The 19037-nt window shown below is 62.8% G+C and carries 24 protein-coding genes; 13 read left to right on the forward strand and 11 right to left on the reverse strand.

What is annotated here, in order from left to right:
- Complete coding sequence (locus GYH35_RS19735; protein WP_161812819.1) at positions 1 to 1038, reverse strand: histone deacetylase family protein; 1038 nt, start codon at positions 1036 to 1038, stop codon at positions 1 to 3.
- The gene (locus GYH35_RS19740; protein ID WP_161812818.1) at positions 1035 to 2306 is read right to left on the reverse strand and encodes a TetR/AcrR family transcriptional regulator; all 1272 of its coding nucleotides are present in this window, start codon (positions 2304 to 2306) and stop codon (positions 1035 to 1037) included. Before GYH35_RS19740 ends, GYH35_RS19735 begins: the two co-directional genes overlap by 4 nt.
- 296 nt (positions 2307 to 2602) lie before the next feature.
- On the opposite strand from GYH35_RS19740, the gene GYH35_RS19745 reads away from it, so the two are divergent.
- On the forward strand, positions 2603 to 2896 hold the full coding sequence (locus GYH35_RS19745; protein ID WP_161812817.1) for a PilZ domain-containing protein: 294 nt from the start codon (positions 2603 to 2605) through the stop codon (positions 2894 to 2896).
- A gap of 31 nt (positions 2897 to 2927) precedes the next feature.
- Here GYH35_RS19745 and GYH35_RS19750 read toward each other — a convergent pair whose 3' ends face one another.
- The gene (locus tag GYH35_RS19750) at positions 2928 to 3440 is read right to left on the reverse strand and encodes a Dps family protein (protein ID WP_161812816.1); all 513 of its coding nucleotides are present in this window, start codon (positions 3438 to 3440) and stop codon (positions 2928 to 2930) included.
- A 224-nt stretch (positions 3441 to 3664) separates the two neighbouring features.
- Between GYH35_RS19750 and GYH35_RS19755 the strand changes: the two genes are divergently transcribed.
- Positions 3665 to 3952 (forward strand): EF-hand domain-containing protein, encoded by a 288-nt coding sequence (locus GYH35_RS19755; protein ID WP_161813507.1) that lies wholly within the window; start codon positions 3665 to 3667, stop codon positions 3950 to 3952.
- Here GYH35_RS19755 and GYH35_RS19760 read toward each other — a convergent pair.
- The 3 genes from GYH35_RS19760 to GYH35_RS19770 all read right to left on the reverse strand — a co-directional run bounded on the left by GYH35_RS19760 (position 3939) and on the right by GYH35_RS19770 (position 5811).
- The gene (locus tag GYH35_RS19760; protein ID WP_161812815.1) at positions 3939 to 4880 is read right to left on the reverse strand and encodes a rhodanese-like domain-containing protein; all 942 of its coding nucleotides are present in this window, start codon (positions 4878 to 4880) and stop codon (positions 3939 to 3941) included. The two genes, GYH35_RS19755 and GYH35_RS19760, sit on opposite strands and share 14 nt — an antisense overlap.
- An 84-nt stretch (positions 4881 to 4964) precedes the next feature.
- Positions 4965 to 5351: a DUF4431 domain-containing protein gene (locus tag GYH35_RS19765; RefSeq protein WP_161812814.1), complete on the reverse strand. Its 387-nt coding sequence runs from the start codon at positions 5349 to 5351 to the stop codon at positions 4965 to 4967.
- 31 nt (positions 5352 to 5382) lie between these two features.
- Entirely contained in the window at positions 5383 to 5811 is a 429-nt protein-coding gene (locus GYH35_RS19770; protein WP_161812813.1) for a GNAT family N-acetyltransferase, read from the reverse strand.
- Positions 5812 to 5933: 122 nt separating this feature from the next.
- Here GYH35_RS19770 and GYH35_RS19775 point away from each other — a divergent pair, with 122 nt between their 5' ends.
- Together GYH35_RS19775 and GYH35_RS19780 are read left to right on the forward strand one after the other, a co-directional pair.
- Positions 5934 to 6683, forward strand: coding sequence for an aminoglycoside 3'-phosphotransferase (locus tag GYH35_RS19775; RefSeq protein WP_202624433.1), 750 nt, complete (start codon positions 5934 to 5936; stop codon positions 6681 to 6683).
- Between the two features lie 17 nt (positions 6684 to 6700).
- Positions 6701 to 7297: a DUF1579 family protein gene (locus GYH35_RS19780; protein WP_161812812.1), complete on the forward strand. Its 597-nt coding sequence runs from the start codon at positions 6701 to 6703 to the stop codon at positions 7295 to 7297.
- A 1-nt stretch (position 7298) separates the two neighbouring features.
- Here the strand turns inward: GYH35_RS19780 and GYH35_RS19785 are convergent, their stop codons facing one another.
- Together GYH35_RS19785 and GYH35_RS19790 are read right to left on the reverse strand one after the other, a co-directional pair.
- Entirely contained in the window at positions 7299 to 7640 is a 342-nt protein-coding gene (locus GYH35_RS19785) for a hypothetical protein (RefSeq protein ID WP_161812811.1), read from the reverse strand.
- A gap of 225 nt (positions 7641 to 7865) precedes the next feature.
- On the reverse strand, positions 7866 to 8297 hold the full coding sequence (locus GYH35_RS19790) for a helix-turn-helix domain-containing protein (protein WP_161812810.1): 432 nt from the start codon (positions 8295 to 8297) through the stop codon (positions 7866 to 7868).
- A 161-nt stretch (positions 8298 to 8458) separates the two neighbouring features.
- Here GYH35_RS19790 and GYH35_RS19795 point away from each other — a divergent pair, with 161 nt between their 5' ends.
- Positions 8459 to 9091, forward strand: a complete 633-nt coding sequence (locus tag GYH35_RS19795) for a response regulator (protein ID WP_161812809.1) — start codon at positions 8459 to 8461, stop codon at positions 9089 to 9091.
- On the opposite strand, the gene GYH35_RS19800 is transcribed toward GYH35_RS19795, so the two are convergent.
- On the reverse strand, positions 9078 to 10058 hold the full coding sequence (locus tag GYH35_RS19800; RefSeq protein WP_235936817.1) for a LysR family transcriptional regulator: 981 nt from the start codon (positions 10056 to 10058) through the stop codon (positions 9078 to 9080). The two genes, GYH35_RS19795 and GYH35_RS19800, sit on opposite strands and share 14 nt — an antisense overlap.
- Before the next feature lie 104 nt (positions 10059 to 10162).
- Here GYH35_RS19800 and GYH35_RS19805 point away from each other — a divergent pair, with 104 nt between their 5' ends.
- The 6 genes from GYH35_RS19805 (at position 10163) to GYH35_RS19830 (ending at position 15398) form a co-directional block, all read left to right on the forward strand.
- A complete protein-coding gene (locus GYH35_RS19805) occupies positions 10163 to 10771 on the forward strand; it encodes an FMN-dependent NADH-azoreductase (RefSeq protein WP_161829294.1) in 609 nt (202 codons plus the stop codon).
- Positions 10772 to 10827: 56 nt separating this feature from the next.
- Positions 10828 to 11493: a response regulator transcription factor gene (locus tag GYH35_RS19810; RefSeq protein WP_129642027.1), complete on the forward strand. Its 666-nt coding sequence runs from the start codon at positions 10828 to 10830 to the stop codon at positions 11491 to 11493.
- Positions 11490 to 12905, forward strand: coding sequence for an ATP-binding protein (locus GYH35_RS19815; protein ID WP_161829295.1), 1416 nt, complete (start codon positions 11490 to 11492; stop codon positions 12903 to 12905). The genes GYH35_RS19810 and GYH35_RS19815 overlap by 4 nt, the downstream gene beginning before the upstream one ends.
- 66 nt (positions 12906 to 12971) lie before the next feature.
- Positions 12972 to 13754 carry a MipA/OmpV family protein gene (locus tag GYH35_RS19820; RefSeq protein WP_161829296.1) on the forward strand — a complete coding sequence of 261 codons (783 nt, stop codon included), beginning with the start codon at positions 12972 to 12974 and terminating at the stop codon, positions 13752 to 13754.
- A gap of 13 nt (positions 13755 to 13767) precedes the next feature.
- On the forward strand, positions 13768 to 14373 hold the full coding sequence (locus tag GYH35_RS19825; protein ID WP_161829297.1) for a hypothetical protein: 606 nt from the start codon (positions 13768 to 13770) through the stop codon (positions 14371 to 14373).
- A 125-nt stretch (positions 14374 to 14498) separates the two neighbouring features.
- Positions 14499 to 15398 carry an arginase family protein gene (locus GYH35_RS19830; RefSeq protein WP_161829416.1) on the forward strand — a complete coding sequence of 300 codons (900 nt, stop codon included), beginning with the start codon at positions 14499 to 14501 and terminating at the stop codon, positions 15396 to 15398.
- Here GYH35_RS19830 and GYH35_RS19835 read toward each other — a convergent pair whose 3' ends face one another.
- Positions 15399 to 16277, reverse strand: a complete 879-nt coding sequence (locus tag GYH35_RS19835; protein WP_161829417.1) for a pirin family protein — start codon at positions 16275 to 16277, stop codon at positions 15399 to 15401. It lies immediately after the preceding gene.
- An 11-nt stretch (positions 16278 to 16288) separates the two neighbouring features.
- Positions 16289 to 17008 carry a pirin family protein gene (locus tag GYH35_RS19840; protein ID WP_161829298.1) on the reverse strand — a complete coding sequence of 240 codons (720 nt, stop codon included), beginning with the start codon at positions 17006 to 17008 and terminating at the stop codon, positions 16289 to 16291.
- A gap of 159 nt (positions 17009 to 17167) precedes the next feature.
- On the opposite strand from GYH35_RS19840, the gene GYH35_RS19845 reads away from it, so the two are divergent.
- Together GYH35_RS19845 and GYH35_RS19850 are read left to right on the forward strand one after the other, a co-directional pair.
- Positions 17168 to 17668, forward strand: coding sequence for an RNA polymerase sigma factor (locus GYH35_RS19845; protein ID WP_161812803.1), 501 nt, complete (start codon positions 17168 to 17170; stop codon positions 17666 to 17668).
- Positions 17669 to 17671: 3 nt separating this feature from the next.
- Entirely contained in the window at positions 17672 to 18757 is a 1086-nt protein-coding gene (locus tag GYH35_RS19850) for a FecR family protein (RefSeq protein WP_161829299.1), read from the forward strand.
- Positions 18758 to 19037: the final 280 nt, after the last annotated feature.

Raw genomic sequence — 19037 nt, forward strand, 5'->3', positions numbered from 1 at the left:
TTACTTTGCGGCGTCTTCGAAACCTTGCAGGACGTGCGCGACGTTGTGACCGATCTCGGCGACGGCATAGCCGCCTTCGAGGATGAACACGGTCGGCAGGTTCAGCGCCGCGATCTGCGCGCCAAGTTTCAGATACTCCGGCTCGCGCAGTTGGAACTTGGAGATCGGATCGTCGGCGAAGGTGTCGACGCCCAGTGAAATCACCAGCGCGTCCGGCTTGAACTCGTTGATGCGCCGGACCGCATCGCCCAACGCATCGAACCACAGCGCATTGCTGCTGCCGGCCGGCAATGGATAGTTCTTGTTGTAGCCGAGACCTTCGCCGCTCCCGGTCTCGTCCGCGTGACCGAGGAAGAACGGATACTCGGTGCGCGGATCGCCATGGATGGAAAGGAACATCACGTCGCTGCGATCGTAGAAGATGGTCTGCGTGCCGTTGCCGTGGTGATAGTCCACATCCAGCACGACGACTCGCTTGGCGCCGTTGTCACGGAACGCCTGAGCCGCGACCGCGGCGTTATTGACGAAGCAGTAGCCGCCAAAAAAATCCGGCCCCGAGTGGTGCCCGGGCGGCCGCGACAACGCGAACGCGGCGCGCTCACCGCCACCAACGATCTGCTGCGCGGTCAGCGCGATATCGGCGCCGGTTTTTGCCGCTGCCCAGGTGCCCGCCGTAAACGGCGTGCCGCTGTCGTAGGAATACAAACCGAACTTGCCGGCGAAGTGATCGGGCTCGATGTCAGTGCGGTGACCGCGCACTGGCCACACCGCCGGCAACGCATCGTTCGTGTAACCCTGAGCGCTCCACAGATCCCACGCTTTTTCGAGAAAGCGAATGTAGCGAGGCGCATGCACCCGCTCGATGGCGGCGACCGCAAATTCCTTCGGCTCGAGGATCGGCCCGAAGTTGCGCGCTTTCACCGCGTCGTACACGAAGTCGGCGCGCTCTGGCTTCTCGAAGCACGGCACCAGCTGGCCACGATACATTTCCTTGTCACCGGCATGCAGTCGGTGACGGTCGCTATAGATGATTTTCATGAGCGCGCCTTGAGACCCACGGCGACCAGGTTGGCGATCTCGCGGGCGATGTGTTGCTGTTGTAGTGGGTCGGTAGGCACGTCGTCCTTGACCAGCCAGCTGAGCAGGCCGGGCAGCATCAGTGCGCGCGCATGCACGTCCACATCCTTGATCGTGCTTTCGCGCATGCCTTGACGGATCAGCTCGTGATAAGCGTCGCCGAGCTGATCGGAGCGCACCGCGAACTTCGCCTGACCTTCCGGCGACAACGCGCCGTGCCCGACGAGCGGCGACAGTGGATTCAAGTCTTCGTTGGGATAGGCGCGCGCCAACGCATCCATCGACGCCGACAGCGCTTCCATCCGCGTACCCGAATATTCGAGCATGCGGTCTTTGATAAAAAGAAAGATGCGAAACGCGCGCTCGTAGCACGCCGACACCACTTCCTGCTTGCTGCCGATGTGATGATGGAACGTGCGCTTGGTCGTACCCAACTGGCCGGCGATCTCTTCGAGCGAGGTTGCGTCGATGCCCTTGCGATTGAACGCACGCGACGCGGCTCGCAGCAGCGCTTCGCGCTTGGCCTCGAGCGCGGCATCTCGATCGAACGCGCTCACGACTTGGGGCGCGAGCGCGGAAAGATCCAAAGGCTGATAATTCGGCAACTCCGCCCGCGTCGAAAATCCTTCGAGCACAGTCGCCATCACCGCGGACCGCAGCCGTTCCGCGCCCATGGGACCGACGGCGTGCGCCCACGGTCGAGCCAGCGGCGCCCAGGTGACCAGACTGAGAATGACTCGCGCGTTCACCTCGATATCGCAGGCTCGCAGGACACCTTCGCGGTGCCCGGTCTCGAGCAGGTGCGCCAGGCGGGCGGTCAGCGCGTCGTACAGCCCCTGAATGGTGTCGCGCTGAGTCTGGTTCATCATCGCGATCTCGGCCCGGGCCGCGATTTCCGGCTCTTTCGGGTCGAGCATGCGGCTGATGAAATCGACCAGGATGTTGGCCGAGGTGCCGCCGACGCGCTCGGCTTCCCGCAGGTGGCGCGCAATGATCTCGGCCGCCCGGCGATAGCACTGGAACACCAGGTCCTCGCGATCGGCGACGTAGTGGTACATCGCCCCACGCGTAACGCCCAGTTTCGCGGCAATTTCCGCTAGCGAGGTGAGCAGCACGCCCTTCTGATTCAATTGACGAGCGGCCTCGTCGAGCACGCGCTCGTGACGATTGACCGAGGTTGGCGCCTCGGCGGTGGGCTGGGCCGCGCTGTCTTTGGAGTTCGAGGTCATGGCAGTAAACCGGAGTTACCCATAGTAACCCGCAGCGACGCTCCCGTTCACCCCGCCCGCGTTGTCTGCCATTGGCGGCGCCTCACGGGGCGACGAGAGCCGGTTCACAGTTCCGCAACCGCAGCGGCACGGACGGGGGCTAACTTTCCTACGGCTGCGGTACGCTTTACCCCGAATCCCGGGTGACGTAAGCCACTACCCGCTCGCCTGCCACAACCAACAACACGGCTGACATGGAGTCTTTTTTCAGCTCACAGGGCCCCTCCTCCGACGCTGGGGCGACTCGTATCAAGGCCATGCGCTGGCCGGCCAGCGTGCGCCTGGGCCATGCCACCGTGCTGGCCGGCAAGGCCATTCAGATTTCCAACACCGGCGTCGGCCTGCTCATGGATCGGACGATTCGGGAAGGCGAGACTGCGCTGGTGCGTGTCGACGCCTATGTGAGCGGCAACCCGGTGCGGTTACAGGCGCGGACCAGCGTGGTCTGCTGTACCTGTGTGGGAATGGATGGGTTCCGGATTTCGCTGCGCTTCCAGGAACTGGACGAAGACGCGCAGAACGCCGTCGAAGCGATGCTGCGCGCCCGCTGACGCGCAGCAATCAGATCGGATCCGAGCCGGATCACTTCAACAGACTGCGCAGCATCCACGCGGTCTTTTCGTGCACCTGCAAGCGCTGGGTCAGCAGATCGGCGGTCGACTCATCGCCACCTTTCTCCGCAGCTGGGAAGGTCGCACGAGCGGTGCGCGCCACCGCCTCGTGACCGGCAACCAATAGCCGAACCATATCCATTGCTTCCGGCACGCCCTCGGTCTCCTCGATCGAGGTGAGACGGGCGAATTGGCTGTAGGTGCCCGGCGCCGGGTAACCCAGCGAACGAATGCGCTCGGCCACCGCATCCAGCGCGTTCCACAACTCCGTGTACTGCTCCATGAACATCAGGTGCAGCGTGTTGAACATCGGGCCTTCGACGTTCCAATGGAAATTGTGCGTTTTCAAATACAGCGAGTAGGTATCGGCCAGCACCTTGGCGAGGCCGTCGGCAATCTTTTCCCGGTCCTTACCGCTGATGCCGATGTCGATGGCAACCGCGCTGCCTTTGCTGCCGTTTTTCTTGGAACTTTCTTTGGCCATACAGATTCTCCTGACGAAGCCGAGCTTACGGAACTGAACTTATTCATGATCGTACTCAATCGTTCCACAGCGCTCCAACAGCGAAGCTCTATGTTGACGATCGACGACATCTCGCCGCTGGTGGATGCGTGGCTGCCATATTCAGTGAGCATTCATAGCGCATAACTTGCAATACGCGTGGCGGGCCCGCGGACGCCACGACCACGAACGGATGAGACATTTCGATGACAGTGAAATTTATTTTTGCCGCGCTGGCAGGTAGCGCGTGTCTGCTGGCGACCGCCGGCGTATTTGCCAACGACGCCAAGGACAAGGTCGCGGTTTCCGGCTCCTTCGCCACGTTCGATCGCAATGGCGACAATCGCATCAGCCGCTCGGAAGCCGGCTTCGACCGTAAGCTGTCGGAGACCTTCGCCGAGCTCGACACCGACGGCGACGGCTTCGTGTCCGCTGCCGAATTCGCCACTGCCGAAAAAAATCGCACCACTGTCGGCAAGCTCACGCAGCAGTAACCGCTGCGGCCGCTTGACGATCTATCGGCCGGCCGCGCGCCTGCCAGGCTTCGATACCTCCGGCCAGCGGCCGGACTCGCTTGAAACCCAGCTCCTGAAGCTTTCTCGCCACGACGGCCGCCGAAGCGTCGTTCGGGCAATCGCAGTAGACGATGACGTCCTCGCCGGGCTCGAGTCGTAAGTCGGAGACGTCGCGCACGCTGATGCTTCCCGGAATCCAACCGGACGCCGCGCGGCGCTCCGGACTGCGCACATCCAGAATGGTTGCGGCCGAGCCGGAGTCGAGCAGCGTCGTCAGCTCATCGATGGAAATGCGCGACATGCGGATCTGCGCCATGAATCTCTGGCGCTGCCACCACTTGAACAACACGAACAGCGCGATGGCGACGATCAACAACAACAGCGCGAGATGACCCAGCTGCTCCAGTTGCGCCAGCAACGCCTCGACGGCTTCGTGAAACATCGCGCCCAACGCGATTGCACCAGCAGCCCAGAGCGCGGCGCCGATGCCGTCATAGACAATGAAGCGCCGCCAACTGGTGCCCGACTCGCCCGCGAGTGTCGTCGACACCGCCGCGAAGCCCGGAATGTATTTCGCAAGAATCAACGACGGCGCGCCCCACTTCGCATAGATGTTACGAGTCATGCCGACACATGAATCGGGTGACAACGAGACACGGCACATCAAGCGCAGCAGCTTGTTGCCAAAGCGCCGCCCGCCCGCGAACCACGCCAGATCGGCGAGCAACGCCGCCAGCGTCGCGACCAGCAACACCGGCCACAGCGACTCGTGTTTGTCGGTGGCGAGCGCGGCGGTCACGATCATCGGCGCATACGAAGGAAACGGCAGGCCGCCCTGATCCAGCAGCACGCAAAAGAACACGACCCACAGGCCGTAGCTCTCGATGACGTGCAGCAGCGTATCCATCCAACCTCACTGGCGAATTGTGCACCCGATGTCGCGCGCGAACTGGCATCGGCGTGCGCTTATTGTGCCGGAATGAGGCTGTAGTTATGGCAGCAAGCGCGTCTTTTCAATATCGTTGGGGTCGATGACCAGTCGCTTCTGATAGTTGGCGCCGCCGTGCTTGAGCTCGCCGCTCACCCGGACCCGTTGCCCGAGGAGGTCCCGGTAGCGCTGGAACTGCTCCGGCGTCAGCGCCAGCTCGATCTCCAACTGGATGACTTCCCTCGGATAACGAGTGTTGGCGTCGACGCAGATGCGCTCATCGAGCTGCAACACCCAGACAGTGCGCGGCTCGTCGCCCTTGGTCACACTCTCGTAATCGGGCGGCCCCGCGTAGGTGTGTCGCACGATGGTGCCGGCGATGTCGATCGGGCCGTACTGAAGACAGGCATATTCCAGCGCCACCGCCGGCAGCGCGGGACTGAAAAGCACGATGACAAGCAGCGCCCGCCACCTGCGCCTATCACGGCAGCTCATAACGCAACTCACCATCGCCCGTCACGTCTACTCGGCGCCAGCCTGCCCTTTCATAGAAACGCGAGGCGCGAGTCTCGGGTCCGGTCGTCAGCCATAAACGATCTTGGCCCTGTTGCCGGAGCCAATCGACCATCGTGTCGTGCAGCTGGCGGCCGTAGCCTTTGCCTTCATGCCCAGGCTCCACGAACAGCGCCCAAATACCGCCGGTCGCGGCGTTGCCGACAGCGAAAGCGACGATGTTTCCTTCCAGCTCGATCACCCAGCCCCGGCCCGTCGTTTCGATCTCTACCCGATAGTCCTGTTCGGACAACTGTCGAGACACGAGGCGGTTCTCGAGCACGGACATGCGCACGCGATGCATGCCCGCGATATCCGAAGCGACTGCTTGCCTGATGATGTCTGCCGGAGTGTCCATAGATTTTGGGCGGATGCGGAGCGCGACAAAGCAACCAGCGCAACCGGCCATGGGGCTCGCATCCTGCCAATCTCCGCTATCGTTCCCTGACCTGGAGTATGCCCCAATGAGTCGATCCGATCTTGACTGAACCCCTTCCCGCCAAAGTCCTGCAGCTCGGCGCAGATGAACGGCCGCAGCTGGTCTGGACCAATGAGCGCGGCGGCACGACGTATCAAGCCGGCACGCGCTTCATCAAGTGGAGTCCTCACACGACGCGGCTCGATCTGGATGGGGAACGACGCCGGCTCGAATGGGCGGCGCCTTATCACAATGTTCCTCGCGTGCTGGAATGGGGCTCGAACGACGAAGCTCAGTGGCTGGTCACTGCGGCGCTCGCCGGCACGGGCGCCGTGATGGAACCTTGGATCTCTCAACCGCTGGTCGCGGCGCGCGCCATCGGACGGGGCTTGCGCATGCTTCACGAAGCACTGCCGGTCGCTGAGTGTCCGTTCGAATGGTCGCCCGAAAATCGCACCGGTCGACGCGTTCCTTGGGCGGAGCTCGGCGTACCCCCGATCGACCGCCTGGTCGTATGTCACGGCGACCCGTGTTCCCCGAACACCATCATCGGGGCCGACGGCAGCCCCATCGGCCACGTCGATCTCGGCTCACTCGGCATCGCCGATCGCTGGGCCGACCTGGCGGTGGCGAGCATCAATCTCGATTACAACTACGGCCCGGGCTGGGAACAGGAATTCTTCCGCGCCTACGACATCGAGCCCGATCCGAGGCGGATTGCCTACTATCGTTTTCTCTGGGACAACGAAGACCGGATCGGTGTCTCGCCCGAAGCGGCACGCGACCTGCGAGCCAGCTACAGTTCATCCTGACGCAGAAGGAAGCTCACATGACGAATTGCTGCTCCAGAATCGCGCGCCTGGCTTCGTTGATTTTTGTAGCTGCATGGATGACGGTCGTGCCCGCCGCGCACGGTGAGCCCGGATCCGGCTCGGTCACGCCCCTGATTCGGCAGATGGCCGGCAACTGGCGCGTCGAGCCGAAGATGTGGCCGGGGCCGGACGCCAAGGCCATCGAATTGCCGAAAGCGACCGCTCAGCGACGCATCGTGAATGACGCGTTCCTGGATGAAGAGATGACGCCTGCGGCGGACTCGCAGCAGGAAGCGTTCACGCGCGTCGCCTATGTGAGCTTCAACACCATCAACCAGCAGTACGAATATTTCTCGCTGGATAGCCGCTTGCCGCAGATGATGAGTTACACCCTGCCGGGCGCCAACGAAGCACACGCCGGGCAGCTCGAGCTGCGCGGAACCAGTTTTGTGGCCCCGGTGTGGGGCCAGGCCAGGAACGTGCCCTTCATGTATCGCCTCACGATCGGCGCAGTCGAGGGCGACCGGCAGATCGTGCGCTTGTTTCTCAAGGAGCAGCGGGCACAGGCCAACGAGTTCCTGGCCTTCGAATATCTATATATCCGTCAACCCTGACTCAAGTCGACGGCAACAACCGGCGCCAGAACTGACGCAACGTCCCCGTCGACGAGGAGCGAACGGCCGGCGCGGGACGACCCACGAACGCCTGTTTGCGAGCGCTGTACGCCGCCTGGTTGCCCGTCTCACCGTAGATCGCGCGACCCTCGTACCGCTGCTGCTCCACCAGCTGCAAACTCGCGTTCTCCAGGCGAGCGAGCTGCTCGTCGCTCACGTGACGCTCGAACACGCCGGTGGCCGTCTGCCATTCCCACACCGTGCGGTTTTCATCGAACACCGCGCGACCGGACTTCCGCTCCGATCCCGGCGCCGACACCGGTTTCTCTGCCGACTGACTCATGACTCTCCCACTTCTTCTTGTCCGGCGGTCCCGCGAGCACGTCGTGCCCGTTGCTGATCGGGTAACTCACCAGTAGAAGGAGTTATCGTTGCGTAAGGGAAAATCGTGGATGAGATCAACCCTGAATGCACCCCTAAGGTCGACTATCAAGCGAGCCTTACTGCGGATCCTCCCCAGTCTCACGGCGGCCCCTTGCCGCCTCGCGGCAATCCATTGCCGCATTGTTCAGTCAACGTTTCTCTGTAGGCGCGAGAACTCGCGAGGTGTAAGTCCAGTCATTCGTCGGAACGTGCGCGTCAAGTGGCTCTGATCGCAAAAGCCCAGTGACGCTGCGATCTCGCACACCGGCCGATCGTCCTGTAACAGCATTTGTTTGGCGCGCTCGATGCGCGACTTGAGCAGGTAAGCCATCGGGCTCTCACCCATGCTGACGCGAAACAAGCGTGCAAAGTGAAAGCGACTGACTCCGGCCTGGCGCGCCAGATCGTCCAACGTGAAGCGCTCCCCCAGATTCTCGGCGATGTAGCTGCAGGCTCGATTGAGCGCCCGGCGACTGAGTCCTCGTGGCGTCCTGGCGACGCGATGGCCGGCCAGGCTGGCGAGATCGCTCCACGCGCGCGGCGGCAGAGTGTCATGCGTCTGTAGTTGCGTAGTCATGGATCCTCGCGAGGACAGCGGATGACATCGATAGTCGTTCAGGGCCGCGTCGGCGAACACCCCAGAAGGAGCGGACGGGACATCACCCGATTGGGGAAGTGACTGCTACGCCCCGCCCGCCACCACGCCAGTGAATACCGCCCTGCTATGATCGGCGCGAGATGAGCGACACCGCCCCACCGATCCGGATCCTGACCGTCGACGATCACCCCATGCTGCGCGAAGGAGTCGCGTCGGTGATCGAAGCCCAGCCCGACATGGTGCTGATTGGCGAAGCCGCCAACGGCCGCGAGGCGATCGAGAGCTTTCGCCAGCATCGTCCCGACGTGACGCTGATGGATTTGCAGATGCCGGACATGAACGGCATCGACGCGATCAACGCCATCCGCGGCGAATTTCCCGATGCCCGCATCGTCGTGCTCACCACCTATAAAGGCGATGTGCAGGCCTTGCGGGCGTTGAAAGCCGGCGCGATGGGTTATCTGCTCAAGAGCATGCTACGCAAAGAGCTGCTGGAGACCATTCGCGCGGTGCATGCCGGCCGCCGCCGCGTGCCGCCGGAGATCGCAACGGAGATCGCCGAGCATGCCGCCGATGACGCGCTCACCGAGCGTGAAATCGTCGTGCTCAAGCGCGTAGCGGTCGGCAGCGCGAACAAACAAATTGCCGCGACGCTGGGCATCTCCGAAGAAACCGTCAAGGCGCACATGAAGAGCATCATGGCCAAGCTGTCGGCCAACGATCGCACTCACGCGGTGACGATTGCCCTGAATCGGGGCATCATCGAGATGTGACGTCTCGCAGCTCCCGGCCGGCGGCCAGGCAGGCGCTCTTCACTTCTTCCTTGATGATCTCCGCCAGACGCAACGCGCCCGGCCCCGCGCCGTCGCGATCAGCAAACGCCAGGTACAAGGACTGCATGCGATGGGTCATGTCGCGCATCGGCAGCAGCTTCAGCTCGCCCTTCTGTAGCTCGGTGCGAATCTTGTCTTCAGGCAGCCACGAGAATCCGTAACCGCGCGACACCGCGCCAATGGACGTGGCCATGTTGCTCACCGTCCAGCGACGCGCCACATCGAGCGTCAACGCTTTCTTATCGCGCTTGGCGCTGGAGTCGCGCACGATGATGTGACGATGCTTGCGCAGGTCGCGATATTCCACCGGCCGGCCGAGCTTGTGCAGCTCGTGATCCGGATGGGCGACGGCACTGGCACGCACCATCATCAAGTGCTCCGCCGGCACCCCGGGCGGCACGATGCCGGTGATCGCCAGATCCGCCTGGCCGGTGCGCAACGCTTCGGGCGTGCCGTCGAGCACGGTTTCGAACCATTCGATGCGAGTCTGCGGACTCTCTCTGCCGAACCGGTCCAGGCATTGAAACATCAGCCAGGTTGGAAACAGAATCTCCACCGCAATAGAGATTTCTGCCTCCCAGCCTGCCGAGGCCCGACTGGCGGCGCGCTCGATGGCGTCGGCCTCTTCGAGCAGCAGACGCCCACGTCGATACAACATCTCGCCAACCGGCGTGAGCTTCGCCTTGCGGCCCTGGATCTCGAAAGCTTTCACCTGCAACGTCGATTCGAGCTTCTGGACGGCGTAGGTCACGGACGACTGGCTCTTATGCAACGCCTCCGCCGCGCGGGCGTAGCCGCCGGCCTCGACGACCGCTATCAGGCAGCGCCACTGCTCCATGCTGATGTGGGGTAACCGCATGGTTTGCAACGGCTTTTTGGCCGTCTCCGCAGGTGCTTTGGTAACCATCTATCGAGCCATTCGATGAATAACCTCGAAATCTTCGGCTTTTTTATCGACTCACTCAATACTTAAATAGTGACCACTGAAAACAAAGCCGATTCGGAGGTCACATGAGCACTTTGCTACAGATCAATGCCAGCCTGGCCGGCGCCAACGGTCAGTCGTCCCATCTGGCCCAGCGCTTCGTCGCCGACTGGCAGGCCAAGCATCCCGAAGGCCGCGTCGTTACGCGCGACCTCGCCAGCGATCCGGTGCCGCACCTGACGGCCGACCGCTTCCAGGCGTTCCTGTCGCAGCCCGACGCCCGCACCGATGAACAGCGCGCGCACGCTGAGTATTCGGATGCGCTGATCGAGGAGATCAAGAACGCCGACACCATCGTGTTCGCCGTGCCGATGTACAACTTCAGCGTCCCCTCGACGCTGCGTGCGTACTTCGATCACATCGCTCGCGCTGGCGTGACGTTCCGCTACACCGCCAACGGTCCGGAGGGATTGTTGAAGGGCAAGAAGGCGTATGTGTTCATCACTCGCGGCGGCTTCTATGCCGACGCGACCGACACGCAGACGCCGTACCTGAAGCAGTTCCTGGGCTTCATCGGCATCACCGATGTGAACTTCGTGTTCGCCGAGGGTCTGGGCATGGGCGAGGAGTCGCGCGAAAAGAGCCTGGCTCAGGCGCACAACGCGATTGGAGAGTTGCTCCCTCGCGCAGCGTAACCGCCCCGCTAACGGACATCTTGACAGCCGCACGTTCGTCCACGAACGTGCGGCGCATGCGCGTCCTGCTGGTTGAAGATGACAACATGATCGGTCAGAGCCTGAGGCAGGCACTGGCCGAGAATGGGCTGACCGTCGATTGGGTGAAAGACGGCGTGCTGGCGCAAGATGCGCTGGCACAGGGCGGCTATGCCGCCGTGTTGCTGGACCTCGGATTACCGCGCCGCTCGGGGCTCGAAGTCCTGCGGCGAGCCCGACAGGACGGTGACCGCACACCCATGCTCGTGCTGACGGCGCGGGACGGCGTCGATGATCGCGTCGAAGGTCTCGATGTCGGCGCGGATGATTATCTCGTGAAGCCCTTCGAGATGCGCGAACTGCTCGCTCGCATGCGGGCCATCGTTCGCCGCGTCGGCGGCCACGCACAATCCACCATCGGCACGGCGCAAACCCAGCTGGATCTTTCCAGCCGCGAATTGACTCACGCCGGCGCTTCGATCCTGCTTTCCGCGAAGGAATTTCGTCTCATGCACGCGCTGCTCGAACGGCCCGGCGCGATCCTGTCTCGCACTCAACTCGAAGAACGGCTGTATGGCTGGGGCGAAGAAGTCAGCAGCAATGCCGTCGAAGTGCTCATACACGGCGTACGACGCAAACTCGGCGCGGACGTGATCCGCAACGTCCGCGGGCTCGGCTGGCGCGTCAGCAAGGATGCGTCATGAGAAAGGATTCGCTCCGCAAACAACTGATGACCTGGCTGCTGCCGCTGTATGTGGTGGCGGCAATCGTCGCGGCGACTGTGACGTACTACGTGTACGGCAACATGGTCAGCGTCTTCATGGACAACCAGTTGCGCTTGTTCGCCGATTCGCACGCCGGCGCCTCCGGCTCCGCGCCGACTTTGCGTCCGCTCACTCGTCACAACGTGGTCGAGAAGGGCGACATGTTCGTGCAGGTCTGGGATCGCCGCCATCGGCTGGTCGCAACGTCGTGGCCCGAGCTGGATTTGCAGCGCCAACCTGCCCAAGGCTTTCACGATGTCACCATCGGCGACTCCCGCTGGCGCGTTTACACCTTGCAGTCGCCGGATCGCACCGTACAGAGCGCGCAGAGTTTGCGGTTCCGCCGTCACCTGGTGAAGTCACAGGCTTTCCAGGTCGCTCTGCCCGTGCTGCTGATGATTCCGATCTCGGCCTGTTTCCTGTGGTTCGGCATGCGCCCGGCCGTTCGCCGGCTGGAACTGATTTCCCGGGCAGCGGCGCAACAGGACGAGCATCGTTTGACCGAGCTGCCCGCCGAGCATGCGCCTTGTGAGATTCGGCCGCTCGTGCTGGCCGTGAATACGTTGCTGGCACGTTTGCGGAATGCTTTCAGCGCACAGCGACGGTTCGTGCAGGATGCGGCACACGAGCTGCGCACGCCGATCACGGCGATGAGTTTGCAGCTGGAGAATCTGAAATCCCGGATGCCGGACTCGGCCTCGACGGAGCAACTGAAGCAGCTCGAAGCCGGCTTGGCGCGCACCAAACGCCTGGTCGAGCAGTTGCTTCGCCTCGCACGCCAGGAATCGCCGCGACCGGCCGATCCGCCGATTGCGATTCAGTTGGATGGGCTGCTGAAGTCGACCATCGCGGACTTCATGGTGCTCGCCGACAAGCGCAATATCGATCTGGGCTATGCGGCCGATATCGATGCGACCGTGCATGCGAACGAGGACGAGCTGCGCAGCCTGATCCATAACTTGCTGGACAATGCCTTGCGCTACACACCGCCCGGCGGGATTGTCGATGTGACGTTGCACCGGGACACAGGCGTCGTGACCATCGAGATCGCCGACAACGGCACCGGCATCCCAACGGAGCTGCTGCCGCGCGTGTTCGACCGCTTCTTCCGCATCGAAGGCGCGGAGACCGAAGGCAGCGGACTCGGCCTTGCCATCGCCAAGAATGCGGCGGATCGGAATCGCATTGGCTTGGAGCTGATCAATCGCGTCGATGGCTCGGGATTGATTGCCCGGATGCGTTTCGAAACAGCGACGATCACACCGCCGCCTGTCGCCAAACCGTTAGTTACGGATTCGGAAGAAACAACGTCCGCACCGGAGCTCGCTGCCGAAACTCAGCCGCCGGCCTGACGCGAGCGCGCTAAGTCTGCGCTAAGTCTCCTTCCCTATGCTGGTCTCGCCTATCGGGAGACCGCCATGCACTTGCCTCGCCTCGCGCTGCTGATATTCAGCGGCGTCGGCCTTTGTTACGCCGGAACTCTGCTTGCTCAAAATCACGACGACGCACACGACGAGTCGTGGCAAGTCAGCGCCGGCGCTGGCGTGATCGCACGGCCGGACTTTCCGGGCAGCGACTCGGTCGAAGTGCTGCCGCTGCCGGCACTCAATGTCACCTATGGCGACCGCTGGTTCCTGAATGCAGACGGGTTAGGTGCGTATCTTGTCCAGCGCGACCACAGTTCGTTGACCTTGTCGCTCGCACCGGATGTCACGCAGCGCGATGAATCCGACTCCTCTCACCTGCGCGGCCTCGGCGACGTGGACCGCACGGCTGTCGCGCGACTCAAGGGCGCGTACAACATCGGCCCGGTAACGGCGACTGCAGCCGTGTCGACTGACATTGCCGATCAAGGCCACGGCACGGTCGCCGAAGTGACATTGCAGAGCCGCTCGGATATCACGCAACGATTCTCACTGAGTTACGGAATCGCGGCCCGCTGGATCGACGACGAATACGCGCGAAGCTTTTTCGCCGTCGACCCGCAACAAAGCCAACGATCGGGGTTATCCCTCTATGAGGCGCAGAACGGCATCGGCGACGCGCGGCTGTTCGTCAACGCCGTCTACGCACTCAGCCCGCGCTGGATCGTCGCCGCCGGCGCATCGGCGGCGCAGCTACAAGGCGACGCGCAAGACAGCCCGATTGTCGAAGACGATTCGTACTTTCAGTTCGATGCGGCCGTGATGTATCGATTTTGATCCGGAGGCTCGAGTGATCAAACTTGCCCCGGCGAGCCTTGCCAGCGTAGCGCTGCTGCTGATCAGTACTGCGACGCCGGCTGCACCCGACTACATTCCCGCAGTCTGGCGTCAGCAATCACTCGAGTTCGCGTATCAAGGCACGGCGACCGCCTATTCGTGCAATACGCTGCAGCGACGACTCGAAGCCATCCTCCGCAGCGTCGGCGCTCGCGATGGGATCTCCATCGTCATGCAACGATGCACGGATCAAGCGGACGCGTACATGCAGATCAAGTTGGAGTCGCCGGTGGAAGCGACGGAAGCGAACATCGCCGCCGTGACTCAGCACACCCGCACGGACGAGTTGGTCGCCAAGGTTCGGCATGAGGCGTTGGCGACACCAGAGAACATTGAGCGATTTCCTGCCGAATGGAAAACCGTTTCCATGGCGAGAGATACAACGCTCAAGCTCGACGCGGGAGATTGTGAGCTGGTGAAACAGCTCCGACGCGATGTGTTTCCGCGCATGTCGATACGTGTGGTGCACGACAACTTGCGTTGCTCGGTGGCGTTCGGCAACTTAGGTCAGCCACAGCTCTCCGTAGCTGCATTAGTGCCCTCGCCACTCGCGCCCTGAATCGGAAGGCTTCGGCTCATTCGCATTATTTGCGCGAAGCAAATATATCGTTGGAGTGGAACAAATGGTTTGGTCGACGGTTCCGTCGGCACGCCAAGGAGATTCTCGTGCCACTGACGAAACATTTGCAGAATCGTCACTACGCGGTCCTCGAAGCGCCATCTACGCTGGGACTGCGTTCGGAGGGGGTCGATCGGCTCCCCGAAGTCCTGCTCGAGCAGGGCTTGGCTGAGCGGCTATCGGCACGCCACGCCGGCTGCATCAAGCCAGACTCGCGGAGCTCACAGCGCGATCTGGAGACGAATGTACTGAACGGAAAGGACATCGCGAGCTACTCGTACAAGCTGGCGGATGCCATGGGCGCGCTGCTCGATGCCGGCGACTTCCCTGTTGTGCTCGGCGGCGATTGCTCCATCGTGCTCGGTTCCGCGTTGGCTCTGAAGCGACGGGGCCGCTATGGCCTGCTGTTCGTCGACGGACAGGCCGACTTCTTTCAACCCGAAGCGGAGCCGTATGGCGAGGCCGCGTCGATGGATCTCGCCCTGGTCACGGGCCATGGTCCGACTTTGCTCACGCACTTCGACGGTGACTCACCGCTCATCAGACCCATGGATGCGGTGGCGTTCGGCTATCGCGACCACGAGGATCAGGCCCAGTTCGGCAGCCAGCCGCTGCCGAGTGAGCTGCGCGCATTCGATCTTCCTGCCATTCAACGCCTCGGTGTGGGCCGCGCCGCCGAAGAGGCCGTTCGGCATCTGAGCCGCGGCGATCTCGACGGATTCTGGATCCATGTCGATGCCGATTGTCTCGACGATGCCGTCATGCCCGCAGTGGACTTCCGTCTGGCCGGTGGCTTGTCCCCCGACCATCTCGAAACTGTCCTGAAGACGGCCCTCGATAGCGGCAAGGCTGTCGGAATCGAGGTCACCATCTACAACCCCGCTCTGGATCCCGATGGGCGCGCAGGAAAGCTGTTGACGGACTTGCTCGTGAGCGCGTTGTCGGGCGATACGGCTAGGGCCTGATCACATCGGCTGCGCCGCCGGCGGCGGATCCTCCGGCAACGGAATGAACTCCCGATCGTCCCCCACCGGCAACTTGATCCGGCCCGCCTTCCAATCCGCCTTCGCCTGCTCGATCCGATCCTTGCTCGATGAAACGAAGTTCCACCAGATGTGCCGAGGCCCGACGGCCTCGCCACCGAGCAACATCACAATCGACGGCTCGATCGCAGTAATCCCCGGCATCGCGCCCGGCGACAGCACCGCCATCTGCCCCGCGTCGTACTGCTCGCCTTCAATGCGCACCGATCCCTTCGCGACATAGACCGCACGCTCGCTATATCCGCCGCACACATCCGTCGTGCGCCCCGCATCCAATTCGAGATGCACATAGAACAACGGCGAATGCGTGGTCACCGGACTCGTCAGTCCATACGCCGAGCCCGCGATCACCTTGATGCTCAATCCCTTGTCCGTATGCGACGGCAATTGATTCGCATCGAAATGCACGAAGCCCGGCGCTGTTTCTTCCACCGACTCCGGCAATGCGACCCACGCCTGAATGCCATGCATCGAGCCGCCCTGCTCACGAATGCTGTCGAAGCGCTCCGAATGACTGATGCCGCTGCCGGCCGTCATCCAGTTCACTTCACCCGGCCGGATGGTCTGGTGAAACCCGACGCTGTCCCGATGCACGATCTCGCCATCGTAGAGGTAGGTGATGGTGGAGAGGCCGATGTGAGGATGCGGCCTCACATCGGTCTTGCGCGGCACCTGGGGCGGAAAGTTCACCGGCCCCATGTGGTCGAAGAAAATAAACGGCCCGACCATGCGCCGCCTGGTCCAGGGCAGGACCCGGCCGACTTCGAAGCCGCCCAGGTCCTTACGCCGCGCAGGAATCATCAACTCGATCGTCACTGCCGCACTCCACTAGCTCGCTGCAGATCGAACACTATCACCTCGGCGCCGTGGCCATCAGTCAGGGACAACGCAGCCGTGTCCGTCAGCGCCAGCGCATCGCCGGCGTTGAGCACGTTGCCGTTCGCCGTGACCTTGCCGCGCGCCACGTGCAAATACACCTGACGATCGGCGGCGATCGCAAGCTCAACCTTCTCGTCGCCGTCCAACAGGCCGGCATACACCTTCGCATCCTGGTGGATGCTGACCGAGCCGTTCGCACCGTCCGGCGAAGCGATCAGCCGCAACTTGCCGCGCTTCTCCGCCTCCGGAAAGTGCTTCTGCTCGTAGCTCGGCTGCACGCCCTTCTGGTTCGGCTGAATCCAGATCTGCAGGAAATGCACCGGCTTCTCGCGCGACGGATTGAACTCACTGTGCGTCACGCCGCGCCCCGCGCTCATGCGCTGGACATCGCCGGGACGGATGGTCTCGCCCGTGCCCATCGAATCCTTGTGCGCCAACTCGCCATCGAGCACGTAGCTGATGATCTCCATGTCCCGGTGCCCGTGCGTCCCGAAGCCCGCGCCGGCAGCGACGCGATCTTCGTTGATCACGCGCAGGGCGCCGAACTCGATGTGCCGGGGATCGTAGTAGTCGGCAAACGAAAAGGTGTGGAACGACTTCAGCCAGCCGTGATCGGCGTAGCCGCGTTCGTTACTGCGTCGGATGTTCTGCATGGTTGGCTCCTCGTTCTCGATGGGGCCAAGGTACGCCGCGGCCGTCCGCGGAAATAGCACGCCCATGCGATAAATCTTATGCTCGGAGGCAGCTTTTGGCCCTGACCCCCTCATAGCCCCAGAACTCCCCAGAATCCATCCGGGAAACGTCGCACCGACATGCCCTCCGGCCGCAGCCAACGCATCGCCGAGTGGGCCCGCCACTGGAACGCGGGCCTGACGCGCTATCTGCGCCGCCGCCTGCCCGGCCGCATCGACCCGGAGGACCTGGCGCAGGAGGTCTATGTCCGCCTGCTCCGGATCGAGCAGATCGAGCACATCAAGGAGCCGCAGGCGTACCTGTACCGGGTCGCCAGCAACGTGGCGCAGGAATGGCGCCTGCGGGCCGTGCACGCCAAGCCCCACAGCGACGCCGAGCTGGAAAGCCTGGTCGCCGCGGCCACGCCGGAGTCGCTGCTCGACGATGCGCAGTTCAAGGCGCAACTCGACGCGGCGTTACAGACGATGACACCCATGGTGCGAGCGGTGGTGTACCTGAAGCTGCGCGAGGACATGTCGCACGATGAAATCGCCGGCCATCTGGGCATCACGCCGCGGATGGTCCGCAGAATGTTGACCACTGGTTACGCACACCTCCGCGAGCACATCGAGTTCGATTGACGCATGCAACCCGATCAAGACAACACCCGAGACCCAGCGACGGCGCACGCCCGGCAGTGCGCCGCGCATTGGCTGTCGGTGCTGTCGGATGAGAACTGCACCGAGGCTGAGCGCAAGCAGTTCTTTGCGTGGCTGCGAGCGTCGGGGCAGCACGTCGATGAGTTTTTGCGACTGAGCCGGCTCACGGGCCGGATGAGTCAGCGGGAGCTATGGCCCGATATGACCGTGGCGGAGCTCATCGCGGCGGCGAAGGCGAGTGGCGACGGGAACGTCACAGCGCTCGACCTCCAACCGGAGGTCATCGCAGCTCGGCCTGAGCGCAAGACTGTGCGATGGCCGCTCGCGGCGGCGATTGCCTGCGTGTGCGTTTTGGTTGGATTGATCGCGGGCCGGTCGCAACTCCAGCAGTGGCTTGCGCCGGAGTATGTGACGGCGGTCGGCGAGCAGCGCTCCATCACTTTGGAAGACGGCTCGGTCGTCGAACTGAATAGTCGGTCACGACTGCGAGCGCATTTCAAAGCGGATCTGCGAGCGATCGAGCTGTTGGAGGGTGAAGCGATCTTCCGAGTCTCGAAAGATCCGCACCGCCCGTTCCGAGTCCGCACCGGGGCGACAGATATTGTCGCGGTGGGCACGGCCTTCAACGTGAAGGCGAGTGACTCACGCACGGTGGTCACGGTGTTGGAAGGTCGCGTGCGAGTGAATCAGCGAGACGCCGCCGCGCGATCGGCTGCGGCCACGGATAAGGCGATCAGCGAATACGAGCTCGCGGTCGGCGATCAACTGATCGTCGCGAAAGCACAGCCGGCGATTCGTGTGTCGCTGCGTGATACGGAGAAAGTGACTTCGTGGACGGAACGGAGACTGATATTCGAAGACACTCCTCTGTCGGCGGCTATCTCCGAATTCGCTCGCTACAGCCCGCGCGCAATCCGTATCGAAGATCCGGCGGTGGCGGAGCGGAAGATCAATGGCGTGTTTGATGCGACGGATCCGGCGTCCCTGGCTGAGTTCCTGCGCGGGGATGAGACGCTCAGCGTTCGAAACGAAGCGGACGGGTGGGTGGTTAGCTCGCGTCTGCCGGACTAAGAGGCGTCGGATGGCTCGCGTCGCCGTTTAACGCTGCGTTGCTGTAAGAGGCGTGGTGGTTTGCGTCGCCGAAATGTCACAGCGGCTTCGCGCGTGACTCTGCTCCGACCGTGCAACCCTCGGTTGTGAGTTTGGCGTTGCGCGATGTCGTGACGGCAGTTGCGGCCGCGCCATGCGCGGCCGCTCTGGTGACGTTGCGGCCGGAATTTCGGGCGGTGGATGTCGGGGGGACTCTCGGGAAGTTCGCAACCACAGTGACTCGGCGACCGCCGTCATTCGA

Source organism: Steroidobacter agaridevorans, assembly GCF_009932555.1.
In the GTDB taxonomy this organism is placed as follows: Bacteria; Pseudomonadota; Gammaproteobacteria; order Steroidobacterales; family Steroidobacteraceae; genus Steroidobacter; species Steroidobacter agaridevorans.